This is a genomic window from Citrobacter sp. S39, from assembly GCF_009495675.1.
GTDB lineage: Bacteria > Pseudomonadota > Gammaproteobacteria > Enterobacterales > Enterobacteriaceae > Citrobacter > Citrobacter freundii.
Window position 1 is genome coordinate 137,503 of the sequence record NZ_CP045555.1, and the last position, 15,536, is coordinate 153,038.

At 53.9% G+C, this 15,536-nt stretch carries 14 protein-coding genes and 1 riboswitch; of the genes, 9 read left to right on the top strand and 5 right to left on the bottom strand.

Annotation, left to right across the window (positions count from 1 at the left end; genetic code table 11):
* The first annotated feature begins 277 nt into the window (after nucleotides 1-277).
* The 5 genes from leuL to leuD all read left to right on the top strand — a co-directional run bounded on the left by leuL (nucleotide 278) and on the right by leuD (nucleotide 5,137).
* Complete coding sequence (gene leuL / locus GFB57_RS00605; protein ID WP_048998978.1) at nucleotides 278-364, top strand: leu operon leader peptide; 87 nt, start codon at nucleotides 278-280, stop codon at nucleotides 362-364.
* 91 nt (nucleotides 365-455) lie between these two features.
* Nucleotides 456-2,027, top strand: coding sequence for a 2-isopropylmalate synthase (leuA, locus tag GFB57_RS00610; protein ID WP_003018802.1), 1,572 nt, complete (start codon nucleotides 456-458; stop codon nucleotides 2,025-2,027).
* The gene (gene leuB / locus GFB57_RS00615; RefSeq protein WP_003018804.1) at nucleotides 2,027-3,118 is read left to right on the top strand and encodes a 3-isopropylmalate dehydrogenase; all 1,092 of its coding nucleotides are present in this window, start codon (nucleotides 2,027-2,029) and stop codon (nucleotides 3,116-3,118) included. Before leuA ends, leuB begins: the two co-directional genes overlap by 1 nt.
* 2 nt (nucleotides 3,119-3,120) lie before the next feature.
* Complete coding sequence (gene leuC / locus GFB57_RS00620) at nucleotides 3,121-4,521, top strand: 3-isopropylmalate dehydratase large subunit (protein WP_003018806.1); 1,401 nt, start codon at nucleotides 3,121-3,123, stop codon at nucleotides 4,519-4,521.
* 10 nt (nucleotides 4,522-4,531) lie between these two features.
* The gene (gene leuD, locus GFB57_RS00625) at nucleotides 4,532-5,137 is read left to right on the top strand and encodes a 3-isopropylmalate dehydratase small subunit (RefSeq protein ID WP_003018808.1); all 606 of its coding nucleotides are present in this window, start codon (nucleotides 4,532-4,534) and stop codon (nucleotides 5,135-5,137) included.
* Between the two features lie 45 nt (nucleotides 5,138-5,182).
* Here the strand turns inward: leuD and GFB57_RS00630 are convergent, their stop codons facing one another.
* The 5 genes from GFB57_RS00630 to sgrT form a co-directional block, all read right to left on the bottom strand.
* Nucleotides 5,183-6,175 (bottom strand): LacI family DNA-binding transcriptional regulator, encoded by a 993-nt coding sequence (locus GFB57_RS00630; protein ID WP_032932547.1) that lies wholly within the window; start codon nucleotides 6,173-6,175, stop codon nucleotides 5,183-5,185.
* Between the two features lie 82 nt (nucleotides 6,176-6,257).
* Nucleotides 6,258-7,541 (bottom strand): MFS transporter, encoded by a 1,284-nt coding sequence (locus GFB57_RS00635; protein ID WP_290366918.1) that lies wholly within the window; start codon nucleotides 7,539-7,541, stop codon nucleotides 6,258-6,260.
* A gap of 58 nt (nucleotides 7,542-7,599) precedes the next feature.
* A complete protein-coding gene (gene idnO, locus GFB57_RS00640) occupies nucleotides 7,600-8,364 on the bottom strand; it encodes a gluconate 5-dehydrogenase (RefSeq protein ID WP_003018813.1) in 765 nt (254 codons plus the stop codon).
* A 277-nt stretch (nucleotides 8,365-8,641) separates the two neighbouring features.
* The gene (locus GFB57_RS00645; RefSeq protein WP_290366919.1) at nucleotides 8,642-9,820 is read right to left on the bottom strand and encodes a sugar efflux transporter; all 1,179 of its coding nucleotides are present in this window, start codon (nucleotides 9,818-9,820) and stop codon (nucleotides 8,642-8,644) included.
* Between the two features lie 373 nt (nucleotides 9,821-10,193).
* The gene (sgrT, locus tag GFB57_RS00650; RefSeq protein ID WP_003018817.1) at nucleotides 10,194-10,322 is read right to left on the bottom strand and encodes a glucose uptake inhibitor SgrT; all 129 of its coding nucleotides are present in this window, start codon (nucleotides 10,320-10,322) and stop codon (nucleotides 10,194-10,196) included.
* Nucleotides 10,323-10,421: 99 nt separating this feature from the next.
* Between sgrT and sgrR the strand changes: the two genes are divergently transcribed.
* The 4 genes from sgrR to thiQ all read left to right on the top strand — a co-directional run bounded on the left by sgrR (nucleotide 10,422) and on the right by thiQ (nucleotide 15,516).
* A complete protein-coding gene (gene sgrR / locus GFB57_RS00655) occupies nucleotides 10,422-12,077 on the top strand; it encodes an HTH-type transcriptional regulator SgrR (RefSeq protein ID WP_003018820.1) in 1,656 nt (551 codons plus the stop codon).
* A gap of 33 nt (nucleotides 12,078-12,110) precedes the next feature.
* A riboswitch (TPP riboswitch) is annotated at nucleotides 12,111-12,234 on the top strand.
* Between the two features lie 30 nt (nucleotides 12,235-12,264).
* Nucleotides 12,265-13,248, top strand: a complete 984-nt coding sequence (gene thiB / locus GFB57_RS00660) for a thiamine ABC transporter substrate binding subunit (protein WP_003018823.1) — start codon at nucleotides 12,265-12,267, stop codon at nucleotides 13,246-13,248.
* Nucleotides 13,224-14,834 (top strand): thiamine/thiamine pyrophosphate ABC transporter permease ThiP, encoded by a 1,611-nt coding sequence (gene thiP, locus GFB57_RS00665; RefSeq protein WP_003018826.1) that lies wholly within the window; start codon nucleotides 13,224-13,226, stop codon nucleotides 14,832-14,834. The genes thiB and thiP overlap by 25 nt, the downstream gene beginning before the upstream one ends.
* Complete coding sequence (gene thiQ, locus GFB57_RS00670; RefSeq protein ID WP_003018829.1) at nucleotides 14,818-15,516, top strand: thiamine ABC transporter ATP-binding protein ThiQ; 699 nt, start codon at nucleotides 14,818-14,820, stop codon at nucleotides 15,514-15,516. The genes thiP and thiQ overlap by 17 nt, the downstream gene beginning before the upstream one ends.
* Nucleotides 15,517-15,536: the final 20 nt, after the last annotated feature.

The window sequence follows — 15,536 nt, forward strand, 5'->3', positions numbered from 1 at the left end:
GATAAATCATTAAGATATGAAATCCCAAGAGCGACTTTTCCTTCAGTTCGCCGTTACAATAAATGCAAATAACTATGCTCAAATATGTCAAACCATGAAAATTATGTACAACCATCAACTGATTAATTTTATGTACCCCGAAAAATTCAGCACAATTCGCTTAAGTTTTGCAGAAACTTCCCCCCCTCTAACGAGGCATTTGCTGGGGTGAGGGTTGACATCAGTCTTCATATCCAGTACCACTAAAAGCATATCGCATTCGCCTGGAGCTTAATTGATGACTTACATTGCTCGTTTCAACGGTCTACTACTACTAAACGCATCTTCGTTGCGCGGTAGACTGGTGGACGACATTCAGCATTAAGTCAGCTCCAGTTAAGACAAAAAACCCGCGCCGTTGCGCGGGTTTTTTTATGCTCGAAGCAAGGCGCCCTAAGAAACCAAGGACCTAAACCATGAGCCAGCAAGTCATTATTTTCGATACCACCTTACGCGATGGTGAACAGGCGTTACAGGCAAGCCTGAGTGTGAAAGAAAAACTGCAGATTGCGCTGGCCCTTGAGCGTATGGGCGTTGACGTGATGGAAGTGGGTTTCCCCGTTTCTTCACCGGGCGACTTTGAGTCAGTTCAGACTATCGCTCGTCAGGTTAAAAACAGCCGCGTTTGTGCCTTAGCTCGCTGCGTAGAAAAAGATATCGACGTTGCCGCAGAATCTCTGAAAGTCGCTGAGGCTTTCCGTATTCATACGTTTATCGCCACCTCGCCGATGCACATCGCGACGAAATTACGCAGTACGCTGGATGAGGTCATTGAGCGCGCGGTCTACATGGTTAAGCGTGCGCGTAATTATACCGATGACGTGGAGTTCTCCTGCGAAGATGCAGGCCGTACCCCTATCGCCGATTTGGCTCGCGTGGTTGAAGCTGCCATTAACGCGGGAGCCAAAACCATTAACATCCCCGATACCGTCGGTTACACCATGCCTTTCGAATTTGGAGCAATCATTTCTGGCCTGTATGAACGCGTACCAAATATCGATAAAGCCATCATCTCCGTACACACCCATGATGATTTAGGTTTGGGCGTAGGCAACGCACTGGCAGCCGTTCACGCCGGAGCGCGTCAGGTGGAAGGCGCGATGAACGGTATCGGCGAACGTGCCGGTAACTGCTCACTGGAAGAAGTGATCATGGCGATCAAGGTGCGTAAAGATATCCTGAATGTACAGACCCGCATCAATCACCAGGAGATCTGGCGCACCAGTCAATTAGTCAGCCAAATCTGCAACATGCCTATTCCTGCTAACAAAGCCATTGTCGGTAGCGGCGCCTTTGCCCACTCTTCCGGCATCCATCAGGACGGTGTACTGAAAAATCGTGAAAACTACGAAATCATGACGCCTGAATCCATCGGCCTGAACCAGGTACAGCTGAACCTGACCTCCCGTTCCGGACGTGCCGCGGTGAAACACCGTATGGACGAGATGGGATATAAAGAAAATGAATACAGCCTGGACAACCTGTACGACGCATTCCTGAAACTGGCGGACAAAAAAGGTCAGGTATTTGATTACGACCTGGAAGCGCTGGCCTTCATTAATAAACAGCAGGAAGAACCGGAGCATTTCCGTCTGGATTACTTCAGCGTGCAGTCCGGCTCAAACGACATCGCCACCGCCTCCGTCAAGCTGGGCTGTGGTGAAGAAGTCAAAGCCGAAGCGGCGAACGGTAACGGTCCGGTCGATGCCATTTATCAGGCAATCAACCGTGTAACTGAGTACAACGTCGAACTGGTGAAATACAGCCTGACCGCCAAAGGGCACGGTAAAGATGCGCTGGGTCAGGTGGATATCGTTGCCAACTATAATGGTCGTCGTTTCCACGGCGTCGGTCTGGCGACAGATATCGTCGAATCTTCCGCTAAAGCAATGGTTCATGTGCTGAACAACATCTGGCGCGCCGAAGAAGTCGAAAAAGAATTGCAACGCAAAGCTCAGAACAACGAGAACAACAAGGAAACCGTGTGATGTCGAAGAATTATCATATTGCTGTTTTGCCGGGTGACGGTATTGGCCCGGAAGTGATGGCGCAAGCCCTGAAGGTACTGGACGCAATTCGTAACCGCTTTAACATGCGCATTACCACCAGCCACTACGACGTGGGTGGTGCCGCTATCGATAACCACGGTCAGCCGCTGCCGCCTGCAACGGTTGAAGGCTGTGAACAAGCTGACGCCATTCTGTTTGGCTCCGTTGGCGGTCCGAAATGGGAGAACCTGCCGCCAAACCAGCAGCCAGAGCGTGGCGCACTGCTGCCATTGCGTAAGCACTTCAAATTATTCAGCAATCTGCGCCCGGCTAAACTCTATCAGGGTCTGGAAGCGTTTTGTCCTCTGCGCGCAGATATTGCCGCGAACGGTTTTGACATCCTGTGCGTACGCGAACTGACTGGCGGAATTTACTTCGGTCAACCAAAAGGCCGCGAAGGCAGCGGACAACATGAAAAAGCCTTTGATACCGAGGTTTATCACCGTTTCGAGATCGAACGTATTGCGCGTATCGCGTTTGAATCCGCCCGTAAACGTCGCCGTAAAGTCACGTCGATTGATAAAGCTAACGTACTGCAAACATCGATTCTGTGGCGCGAAATCGTCAATGAAATTGCGAATGAATACCCAGACGTTGAACTGGCGCATATGTACATCGACAACGCGACGATGCAATTGATCAAAGATCCTTCCCAGTTCGACGTGTTGCTGTGCTCTAACCTGTTTGGCGACATTCTGTCTGACGAGTGCGCCATGATCACCGGTTCTATGGGCATGTTACCGTCCGCCAGCCTGAATGATCAGGGCTTCGGTTTGTACGAGCCTGCTGGCGGATCCGCCCCGGACATCGCGGGGAAAAACATTGCCAACCCTATCGCCCAGATCCTGTCGCTGGCGCTGCTGCTGCGCTATAGCCTGGATGCCAATGATGCGGCAACCGCAATTGAGAGCGCCATCAACCGCGCATTAGAAGAAGGCATTCGCACCGGTGACTTAGCCCGTGGCGCTGCCGCAGTCGGTACCGATGAAATGGGCGACATCATTGCCCGTTACGTCGCAGAAGGGGTGTAATCATGGCCAAAACGTTATACGAAAAATTGTTTGATGCGCACGTCGTCTTTGAAGCGCAAAACGAAACCCCGCTGTTGTACATCGACAGACATCTGGTGCATGAAGTGACCTCTCCGCAAGCGTTTGATGGCCTGCGCGCGCATGGCCGTCAGGTACGCCAGCCGGGTAAAACCTTTGCCACCATGGATCACAACGTCTCTACCCAGACCAAAGACATCAACGCGTCGGGTGAGATGGCACGCATCCAGATGCAGGAGCTGATTAAGAACTGTAACGAATTTGGTGTCGAGCTGTATGACCTGAACCATCCGTATCAGGGTATCGTTCACGTGATGGGGCCAGAACAAGGCGTGACGTTGCCGGGTATGACCATCGTCTGCGGCGATTCCCACACCGCTACACACGGCGCGTTCGGCGCGCTGGCGTTTGGCATTGGCACCTCTGAAGTTGAACACGTTTTGGCGACGCAGACCCTGAAACAGGGGCGCGCCAAAACCATGAAGATTGAAGTCAACGGTAAAGCAGCCCCTGGCATTACCGCCAAAGATATTGTGCTGGCGATTATCGGTAAAACCGGTAGTGCAGGCGGTACCGGACACGTAGTTGAGTTTTGTGGCGAAGCCATCCGCGCGCTGAGCATGGAAGGCCGCATGACCCTGTGCAATATGGCCATTGAAATGGGTGCCAAAGCGGGCCTGGTCGCACCGGATGAAACCACCTTTAACTATGTGCAAGGGCGTTTACACGCACCGAAGGGCGAAGATTTTACCCACGCGGTTGAGTACTGGAAAACGCTGAAAACCGACGACAACGCCACCTTTGATACCGTCGTCACCCTGCAGGCAGAAGAGATCGCGCCACAGGTCACCTGGGGAACGAATCCGGGTCAGGTCATCTCGGTGAACGATAATATTCCCGACCCGGCGTCATTTGTCGATCCGGTAGAACGCGCATCGGCTGAGAAAGCGTTGGCTTACATGGGGCTGAAGCCAGGTATTCCGTTAACGGAAGTGGCTATCGATAAAGTGTTCATCGGTTCCTGCACCAACTCGCGTATTGAAGATTTACGCGCTGCGGCAGAAATCGCCAAAGGACGTAAAGTTGCACCAGGCGTACAGGCACTGGTGGTGCCGGGCTCTGGTCCAGTGAAAGCGCAGGCAGAAGCAGAAGGTCTGGACAAGATCTTTATCGAAGCAGGATTCGAATGGCGTTTACCAGGCTGTTCCATGTGTCTGGCCATGAATAATGACCGCCTGAATCCGGGCGAGCGCTGCGCCTCCACCAGCAACCGTAATTTTGAAGGCCGTCAGGGCCGCGGTGGCCGCACGCATTTAGTCAGCCCGGCCATGGCCGCCGCTGCCGCCGTTACCGGTCATTTTGCCGACATTCGCAGCATCAAATAAGGAAACTACCATGGCAGAGAAATTTACCCAGCATACCGGCCTGGTTGTCCCACTGGGTGCCGCCAACGTTGATACCGACGCAATCATTCCCAAACAGTTTTTGCAGAAGGTTACGCGTACCGGTTTTGGCGCTCATCTGTTCAACGACTGGCGTTTTCTGGACGAAAAAGGGCAACAGCCAAATCCTGAGTTCGTTTTGAACTTCCCGGAATATAAAGGGGCATCAATTCTGCTGGCGCGCGAAAACTTCGGCTGCGGTTCGTCACGCGAACATGCGCCGTGGGCGTTGACCGATTACGGTTTTAAAGTGGTGATTGCCCCAAGCTTTGCCGACATCTTCTACGGCAACAGTTTCAATAACCAACTGCTGCCGGTGACTCTGAGCGACGCGCAAGTAGATGAAATGTTTACCCTGGTGAAAGCCAATCCGGGCATTAAATTTGAAGTGGATCTGGAAGCGCAGGTGGTGAAAGCAGGCGATAAGTCCTACAGCTTTAAAATCGACGACTTCCGCCGCCACTGCATGCTGAACGGTCTGGACAGCATCGGGCTGACGCTGCAGCATGAAGCGGCCATCACCGAGTACGAAGACAAGCAGCCAGCGTTTATGCAGTAATTTCTCCCGCTGGTCACCGCACGGTGGCCAGCCTCTTCTTCCCGCCTACAGCGTATCGCCGTAATAAATTTGGTAGCCAAGATTAACGCTGCCCGGCGCATCTTTCCCGTTCAAACGCTTAATCAGAATGTCCGCCGCCGTTTTGCCAATCTCAAAGCGTGGTGTAATCACGCTGGCGATTTTTTGCAGCCGCGCACGGCCAATTTCCAGCCCGTGGAAACCGGCAATCGCCATTTTTCCCGGCACGTCGTACTGCTGTGCCTGACACTCCAGCAGCACGCCAACCGCCAGGTCATCGTTGGTACAGAAAATAGCGTCAATATCCGGCTTTTCCGCCATTGCCTGTTGGAACATCTTGCGGCCCAGCGCCACCGACGAAATCGTTTTTGGCGCAAGGTGGTACGCTTCCAGCCCCTGCGCTGCCAGCGCTTTCCCGGTACCGCGAAAACGGCTAAGGTCGCGGGGGTCGTCCATCGAGCCAAAGAAAGCAATGCTGCGTTTGCCGCTGTCGATAAAAGCCTGCGTCATTTCAAACGCGGCTTTTTCGTTATCAAACCCAACCTGAATATCAAGATACTGGCCGCTAATATCCATCAGTTCCGCCACCGGTACGCCGCTGGCGCGCACGTACTGGATCATCCGCTCGGTATGCAGCTTTCCCGTGAGGATCAGGCCGTCGATATTGTAAGAGAGCAAATTCAGCACCTCGCGTTCTTCACGCTCGGCGTCATATTCGTAGTTGGCGATCAACGTCTGGTACTGGCAAGCCGAGGTGACGGATTCAATTCCCGCCAGCACGTCGGCAAAAATCTGGTTACGAAAAGAAGGGATCAACACGCCGATGGTTTTACTGCGCGCATTGAGCAATATTTCCGGCGCGCGGTTAGGAATGTAGTTGTTCTCTTCCATCACTTTCGAAATCAATTCACGGCTGCGTTGCGACACCTGATTCGGGTCACGAAGATAACGGCTGACCGTCATCTTATTCAGACCGGCCAGATTAGCGATATCCTGTAATGTCATCCGATTGTTTTTCATGAGGTTCTCTACGACCAACATCCCATTATGCTCGCAGAGAACCTTATCACAGCCGGTTAGCGACTGCACTCCTCGCTCAACCTTAACGCGTTACCACCTCAGCCGACGGCGACGTGGTTTCATTTTGCGCACGAACGCAGTACATCAGCACCACCGATGACAGCAGAGCAATCGCCATGAAGGTGTAGGAGACGCCCGGCCCGCCGGTCACGCCGTTGAGGTAACCCACCAGCCACGCGCCGAGGAATGCCCCTAACGCGCCAAAACTGTTGATCATTCCCATCGACACGCCGGAGACGTTGCGCGGCAGCAGTTCGGGGATCAGCGCAAAGAACGGTCCGTAAGGCGCATACATACAGGCGGCGGCCACGACCAGCAGCGCGTAAGAGAGCCAGAAGGACTGGTTGCCCAACAGCCACGAGGCAAAGAACGCGATGGCGGCAATCAGCAGCAGCGGCCAGATAAACAGCTTACGGTTCTGGTATTTATCGGATAGCCAGGAAACCGTCAGCATCAGGCAGATCGCCGCCAGATACGGCACTGCCGCCAGCCAGCCCACCGCCACAATATCCATCTGCGCCGCGTTTTTCAGAATCGACGGCATCCACATCATGAAGCCATACACCCCGATGCTCCACAGCGCATGCACCGCGCAAAGCATAATGACGCAGCGTGAACGCATCGCTTCACCGTAGTTGCGCATCGGTTTGATGTCCCACTGCTCGCGGTCCATCGCCTGCTGTAACGCCTGTTTCTCCTGCTCGCTCAACCAACCCGCATCCGCCGGTTTATCGCGCACCAGAATCACCCAGCAGAAAGCCCAGATCACCGCTGGGATGCCTTCGAAAATAAACATTTCGCGCCAGCCCCAGGCTTCAATCAGGTAGCCAGAGACAATCGACATCCACAGCACTGTGACCGGGTTACCGAGAATTAAAAAGGTGTTGGCGCGCGAGCGTTCAGTTTTGGTAAACCAGTTGCTGATATAAATCAGCATCGCGGGCATCACCGCCGCTTCGACGATGCCGAGAATAAAGCGGATCGCCATCAGCGTTGGGATATTGCTGACAAAGCCGGTCGCCGCGGCACAAAGCCCCCAGAGGATCAGGCTGTAGAAAATCATTTTACGGACGCTATGTTTAACGGCATACATGGCGCCAGGCACCTGGAAAAAGAAATATCCCAGGAAAAAGAGCGCGCCAATCAGCGATGCAGTTCCCTGAGTAATCCCTAAATCGTGTTCGATACCAGCGGCAGCGGCAAAGCCGTAATTGGCGCGGTCGAGATAAGCTAAGCTGTAGGTAATAAAAATAATCGGCATTAAATACCACCAGCGGCGCGCCGGCAGTTTTGCGAGCATATTCATACTCACTCCTCGGATTATCATTAAAGGATGAGGTCGCTTCCCGCGGCCTCGTTAGCGATCAAACCGCGGCCAGCATGCCGCCGTCCACAAACAGAAGATGCCCATTCACAAAGTCAGAGGCCGGTGCAGCAAGATAAACCGCCGCGCCGATCAACTCTTCCGGGTTACCCCAGCGAGCGGCGGGCGTGCGCTGGAACAGCCAGGCGGAGAATGCTTCATCGTTGACCAGCGCGGTAGTCATGTCGGTAGCGAAATAGCCGGGAGCAATGCCGTTGACCTGAATATTGTATTCCGCCAGTTCCACGCACATGCCACGGGTTAACATTTTGACCGCGCCTTTTGACGCCGCGTAGGGGGTAATGGTTTTACGTCCTAATTCGCTTTGCATTGAGCAGATATTAATAATCTTCCCGCGGCGGCGTTGCACCATGTAGCGGGAAACCTGCTGCGATACCAGAAAGACCGATTTCTGGTTTACATCAATCACTTTGTCCCATTCAGCCTCCGGGAATTCGGTGAAGGGATAACGACGCTGAATTCCGGCGTTGTTAATTAAAATATCAATGGCCCCAACGTCCTTTTCAATTTGCGCGATGGCGCACGCCACCTCTTCCCCGTTGGTAACATCAAATCCATAGCCAACAGCGCGATAGCCTTCGGCCACCAGTTTGTCCGCCGCCACCTGAGCACGCAGTTGGGTAATGTCGTTAATAACAATCTCAGCACCGTGCGCCGCCAGACCGCTGGCCAGCAGGTTACCAATGCCCTGAGCGGAACCGGTAATCAGCGCGCGTTTACCTGTCAGGTCGAATAGGTTTTTCATAAAAAACTCCTTTTTTGATAACTGTTACGCGTAACTGTATACGCGTAACAGTAGAAAAAAGAAGATCCAGGAAGAGGAAAATGATCGTTATGTGATCAACGTTACATTTACGTGCAAGATAAAAAAAGAGGGATAGGCCTGATAAGCGTAACGCGTTCAGGCCGTAGGGACAGGTTGCCTGATGGCGGCGTAAACGCCTTATCCGGCCTACAAAAACGACAAAAACTAATGCAAAATATCGCCAGTCCGGGCACTACGACGCCAGGACTGCGCCGGACTAAACGTCCTTCACCCGCCCGGTCATCCACAGCGTAACCACCGCAATCACCGCAATCACCCAATAGACGGCATAGTGACCGTAGCTTTGCGCAACTGCCCCCTGAATCACCCCTGCCAGAATGACTCCCGTTGAAATACTGTTGGTAAATAATGTGGTCGCTGACCCCGCACGTCCGGGCATCAGATCCTGAAACCACAGCATGCCTATCCCGGCGATAATACCGATAAATACCGCGTTAAACAGTTGCAGCACCAGCAGCGCCGTACGGCTGTGAAAGAAGATCAAACCAATATAAAACAGCGCGCCTGCCGCTACGGCCGCGATCATCATTCGCCGTTTACCAAAGCGCTTCACGTAATAGCCTGCCAGAATCATCGCCGGAATTTCCAGCCCAGCCGCCGTCCCCATCAGGATCCCGGCCAGCTTGTCCGGCAAGCCCAGTTCAAGACTTATCCACAGTGGCATATCAATGATGTACATGGTGTTGCAGGTCCACATCAGCGTGGAGGCAATAAACAACATACGCACATTTTTGTCCTGCCAACCGCCGGTCTGTTCCAGCGGCACGTCTACAGGCTGCTCCACCCGCGCGACAGACGGCAGTATCAGCGCAATCAGCACCAGGCTAATGGCAAAAATACCTGCGGCAATGGAAAACATCGCCGTAAAGCCGTAATTCAGCGCCAGCATGAATGCCAGTGGCGGTCCTATCACCCAGGCCAACGAAAGCTGCGCACGCATCACCGAGCTAAACATCACCACTTCACGCGCGGAGTTATCAGCATATTCTCGCGCCAGCGCAAACAGCTGCGGCATGGCGGTGTTCGCCAGCGAGGCCAGCAGCACACCGCAGGTGATCAGCGTGAGATATTGGCGATTAAAGGCAAACAGCAGCGCATTGCCAATCGCCATCAGGCAGCAAAACATGATCAGCTTGCGCCGATCGCCCTGGCTGTCGGATCGTTTCGCCAGGCCAAGGCTGACGACGATCCCGACAATCGCATTGACGGTGTAAAACAGCCCGACCCAAAATGGCTGCGCCCCGACTTCACGGCTCAGGAACAGACTCAGGGTGGGTGCCTGCAATGCCCCCGCCACGCCCATCATAAAAGCGACCAGCATAAATGCCGCGTAAACGCCGTTGAGGCGCCGTCCCATGGTCATAATCCAGAGCATATCTTTCCTTTTAAGCGCAGCTGAAACGAAAAAAGCCAGCAGATAATACCTGCTGGCGGGTGAACGAGGCTGTATCCTGCCATTATATCTGGCATCGACGCTGGATAAAAAACGCATAATCCAGGCGGAGGGCGCTGGGTATAGAAATCTATTCCCAAGCCTGACAACGCAGAGTATGCGTTTTTTACACGCGTCCCGGAGGGCTGGGGCCATTTTTTCACATAGCTGTGTTGCTCACACCTTATTTGGTTCACCAAATTTCACTGTTCGCGCCTTGCCATGTGAAAAAATAGCCACCAGCGATGCTCAGATGTAATGGCAGGATACAGCCTGCACCAATACTCAGTCACACATGATGTCTGCAATTTCCAATTCAGGAGTCAGATGTCATCTCCCACTGCATCAGTTCTTCGAGCATCTTTAAGCGCTGCGGTGCGCTCAGGCAAGCCAACCAGGACGATTTTTCCGTCGTGGTAAAGTACTTCAACCAGAACTGACGCATAGATGACCCCTTCGTTGTCTCATCGCTTCATCGGAATCTATTATTGGCTTAATATAGGGATTATAAAATTGCTGAGTTTTCCGCAGGAGTTCCCCTTTTATGTCTTCTGGTCGTTTGCAACAACAGTTCATCCGTCTGTGGCAATGCTGTGACGGCAAAACGCAAGACACGACGCTCAACGAGCTGGCGGATCTGCTGAGCTGCTCGCGCCGCCATATGCGTACGCTGCTTAATACCATGCAAGATCGCGGCTGGTTAACGTGGGAAGCTGAAGTTGGACGAGGTAAACGCTCGCGACTGACATTCCTCTATACCGGGCTGGCGCTCCAGCAGCAGCGCGCAGAAGACCTACTGGAACAGGATCGCATCGATCAACTGGTGCAACTGGTCGGTGATAAAACGGCCGTACGGCAAATGCTGGTCTCCCATCTGGGTCGCAGCTTTCGCCAGGGTCGGCATATCATGCGCGTTCTCTATTATCGCCCCATGCACAACCTGCTCCCCGGCACGGCATTACGCCGCTCCGAAACCCATATCGCCCGGCAAATCTTCAGCGCCTTAATTCGGGTAAATGAGGAAAATGGGGAACTGGAAGCAGACATTGCCCATCACTGGCAGCAAATTTCACCTTTACACTGGCGATTCTTCCTGCGTCCGGGGATCCATTTTCATCATGGCCGCGAGCTGGAAATGGCAGATGTTATCGCCTCACTGATGCGCATTAACAGCCTGCCGCTGTACTCACACATCACGCAGATCGTCTCTCCCACGGCCTGGACGCTGGATATCCATCTGGCCCAGCCAGACCGCTGGCTTCCCTGGCTATTGGGGCAGGTCCCCGCCATGATCCTGCCGCGAGAATGGGAAACGCTAAACAACTTCTCCAGTCACCCGATTGGTACCGGTCCGTATGCGGTAATACGAAACACCAATAACCAACTGAAAATTCATGCATTTGATGATTACTTTGGCTACCGGGCCCTGATCGACGAAGTTAACGTTTGGGTATTACCCGACATCGGAGAAGAGCCTGGCGGCGGGTTAACGCTAAAAGGTCCCACAGAGGATGAAAAGGCGATCGAAAGCCGCCTCGAAGAAGGTTGCTACTACCTGCTGTTTGATGCGCGTAGCCACCGTGGAGCTAACCAGGAGGTCCGCGAATGGGTAAGCCGCATTCTCTCGCCAACGAACTTAATCTGCCACGCCGACGAACAGTACCAGCGACTGTGGTTTCCCGCGTATGGTTTACTCCCCCGCTGGCATCACGCAAAACCCGGCCATGGTGAAAAACCCGCCGGGCTGGAAACGCTGACTATCACTTACTATCGCGATCACATCGAACACCGGATTATCGCGCAGATCATGAAGACATTGCTCGCGCAGCATCAGGTGCAGTTGAATATTCAGGAGATCGACTACGATCAATGGCATGCAGGTGAAATCGTCAGTGATATCTGGCTCAACAGCGCCAACTTTACCCTACCGCTCGACTTCTCACTGTTCGCCCATTTGTGCGAAGTCCCGTTGCTGCAAAACTGTATCTCGCGGGACTGGGAAAACGATGCGGCTCGCTGGCGAACGGGCGAAATGAGCCTGGCAGCATGGTGCCAACAGCTGCTCGCCACAAAGGCCATTGTGCCATTAATCCACCACTGGCTGATCATTCAGGGACAGCGCAGTATGCGCGGGCTGCGCATGAATACCCTCGGCTGGTTTGATTTTAAATCGGCGTGGTTTGCTCCGCCGGATCCTTAATTGCTGCTAAGCAACAAAATCATTACACTAACGCCGTTCTCAACGGGGTGCTAAATAAAAACATACACAAAATCATTCGATCTGCGTATGGGCTGAGAGATACCCGTCGAACCTGATCCGGATAATGCCGGCGAAGGGATTTGAGGCTTATCTCAAGTCCTTTGCCACCCAACTCTTGAGGTGCAAAGTGTTTAAAAAATGTCTTCCGCTTTTACTGCTGTGCGCAGCGCCTGTCTTCGCCAAACCTGTACTGACCGTCTATACCTACGATTCGTTCGCAGCTGACTGGGGCCCGGGCCCAACAATCAAAAAAGCCTTTGAAGCTGACTGCAATTGCGAGCTGAAACTGGTCGCGCTGGAAGATGGCGTCTCGCTGCTTAACCGCCTGCGCATGGAAGGAAAAAACAGCAAAGCCGACGTCGTGCTGGGTCTGGATAACAACCTTCTGGAAGCCGCCACACAAACCAAACTGTTTGCCAAAAGTGGTGTAACCAACGACACCGTTAACGTACCCGGCGGCTGGAAAAACGATACCTTCGTGCCGTTTGACTACGGTTATTTCGCCTTCGTTTATGATAAGAACAAGCTGAAGAATCCGCCCAAAAGCCTGAAAGAACTGGTAGAGAGCGACCAAAAATGGCGCGTCATTTATCAGGATCCACGCACCAGCACGCCAGGTCTGGGTCTGCTGCTATGGATGCAGAAAGTCTATGGTGATAAAGCGCCAGAGGCGTGGCAGAAACTGGCAGCCAAAACCGTCACCGTCACCAAGGGCTGGAGCGAAGCCTACGGCCTGTTCCTGAAAGGTGAAAGCGATCTGGTGCTCAGCTACACCACCTCTCCGGCCTATCACATCATCGCCGAGAAAAAAGACAACTACGCCGCCGCTAATTTTAGTGAAGGCCACTATTTGCAGGTGGAAGTCGCCGCCCGCACCGCGGCCAGCAAGCAGCCGGAACTGGCCGAGAAATTCCTGAAGTTCATGGTGTCTCCGGCATTCCAGAATGCGATTCCGACCGGCAACTGGATGTATCCCGTGACGCAAGTCGCCCTGCCGTCAGGATTCGAGCAACTGAATAAACCGACCACCGCGCTGGAATTTACGCCGCAGCAGGTTGCGACTCAACGTCAGGCATGGATTAGCGAATGGCAACGCGCCGTCAGCCGTTAATCCCCGGCTGGCTGGTTCCAGGGCTTACCGCCGCCACGCTGATGGTGGCCGTTGCCCTGGCCGCGTTTCTGGCACTGTGGTTTAACGCCCCGCAGGGAGAGTGGTTCTCGCTGTGGCAAGATGACTACCTGTGGCACGTGGTGCGCTTTTCTTTCTGGCAGGCTTTTCTATCCGCTGTGCTGTCGGTTGTCCCGGCGATTTTCCTTGCCAGAGCTCTCTATCGTCGCCGTTTTCCAGGACGTCTGGCGCTGCTGCGTCTGTGCGCAATGACGTTAATCCTGCCGGTGCTGGTCGCGGTATTCGGTATTCTTAGCGTCTACGGTCGCCAGGGTTGGTTGGCCTCACTCTGGCATACATTCGGGCTGGAGTGGACGTTTTCGCCATACGGTTTACAGGGCATTCTGCTGGCGCATGTCTTTTTCAATCTGCCGATGGCCAGCCGCCTGCTGTTACAATCGCTGGAGAGTATTCCCGGCGAACAGCGGCAGTTAGCCGCTCAGTTGGGTATGCGTGGCTGGCATTTCTTCCGTTTTGTTGAATGGCCGTGGCTGCGTCGTCAGATCCTGCCCGTCGCAGCACTCATCTTTATGCTGTGCTTCGCCAGCTTCGCCACCGTTCTGTCGCTGGGCGGCGGGCCACAGGCTACGACCATCGAGCTGGCTATCTATCAGGCGCTGAATTTTGATTACGATCCTGCCCGCGCAGCCATGCTGGCGTTGATCCAGATGGTTTGTTGTTTGGCGCTGGTGCTCCTCAGTCAACGTCTGAGCCGCGCGATTGCTCCCGGTGCTACCCTGGTACAAGGCTGGCGCGATCCTGACGATCGCCTGCACAGCCGACTGACTGACGCAATCCTGATTATTCTGGCCCTGTTGCTGTTGCTGCCGCCTCTGCTGGCGGTGATTGTCGATGGCTTAAACCGCCATATTCTGGATGTACTGATGCAGCCAGTGCTATGGCAGGCGCTGGGAACCTCGCTGCGCATCGCATTAGCAGCAGGAGCGTTATGCGTCATACTCACCATGATGCTGTTATGGAGCAGTCGTGAACTTCGTGCACGACAGCAGGTGCTGGCAGGTCAGATGCTGGAACTGAGCGGCATGATGATCCTCGCCATGCCGGGTATCGTGCTGGCAACCGGCTTCTTTCTGCTACTCAATAACACTATTGGGCTTCCCGAATCTGCCGACGGCATTGTCATTTTTACCAATGCGCTGATGGCGATCCCTTATGCATTGAAGGTGCTGGAAAACCCAATGCGTGACGTCACTGCGCGCTATAGTATGTTGTGCCAGTCGTTGGGCATTGAGGGATGGTCGCGCCTGAAAGTGGTTGAACTGCGCGCCCTGAAGCGCCCGCTGGCACAGGCGATGGCGTTTGCCTGCGTGCTGTCGATTGGCGATTTTGGCGTAGTGGCGTTATTTGGTAATGAAGATTTCCGCACCCTGCCGTTTTATTTATATCAGCAGATTGGCTCTTATCGCAGTCAGGATGGCGCAGTTACGGCGTTATTACTGCTGATCCTGTGCTTTACGCTGTTTACCGTTATTGAGAAATTGCCGGGTCGAAATGTTAAAACTGATTGATATCACATGGCTTTATCACCATCTGCCCATGCGCTTTACGCTGTCGGTCGCGCACGGTGAGCAGATAGCGATACTCGGGCCCAGCGGCGCCGGGAAAAGTACGCTGCTGAATCTGATTGCCGGCTTTCTCACGCCTGCCAGCGGTAACATGGTGATTGACGGTGAAGATCACACCACGACACCACCCTCGCGCCGTCCTGTTTCTATGCTGTTTCAGGAAAACAACCTGTTCAGCCATCTGAGCGTACAGCAAAACATCGGCCTGGGCCTGAATCCTGGATTGAAGCTTAACGCATCGCAGCGGGAGAAAATACTCCACATCGCCCAGCAAATGGGGATCGACTCTCTGCTGGAACGCCTCCCCGGTGAGCTTTCCGGCGGGCAGCGGCAGCGCGTGGCGCTGGCGCGTTGTCTGGTGCGGGAACAACCTATTTTACTGCTTGATGAACCGTTCTCTGCACTTGATCCCGCGCTGCGCCAGGAGATGCTAACGCTGGTGGCCGAAGTCTGTCGCGAGAAGCAGCTGACGTTACTGATGGTTTCCCACAGCGTAGAAGATGCGGCGCGAATTGCGCCCCGCTCGATTGTGGTCGCCGACGGGCGCATCGCCTGGCAGGGCGATACGGACGATCTGTTAAGCGGCAACGCTAGCGCCTCGGCGCTATTGGGCATTAAAGCATAATGCGTTGCCGGATAAGGCGA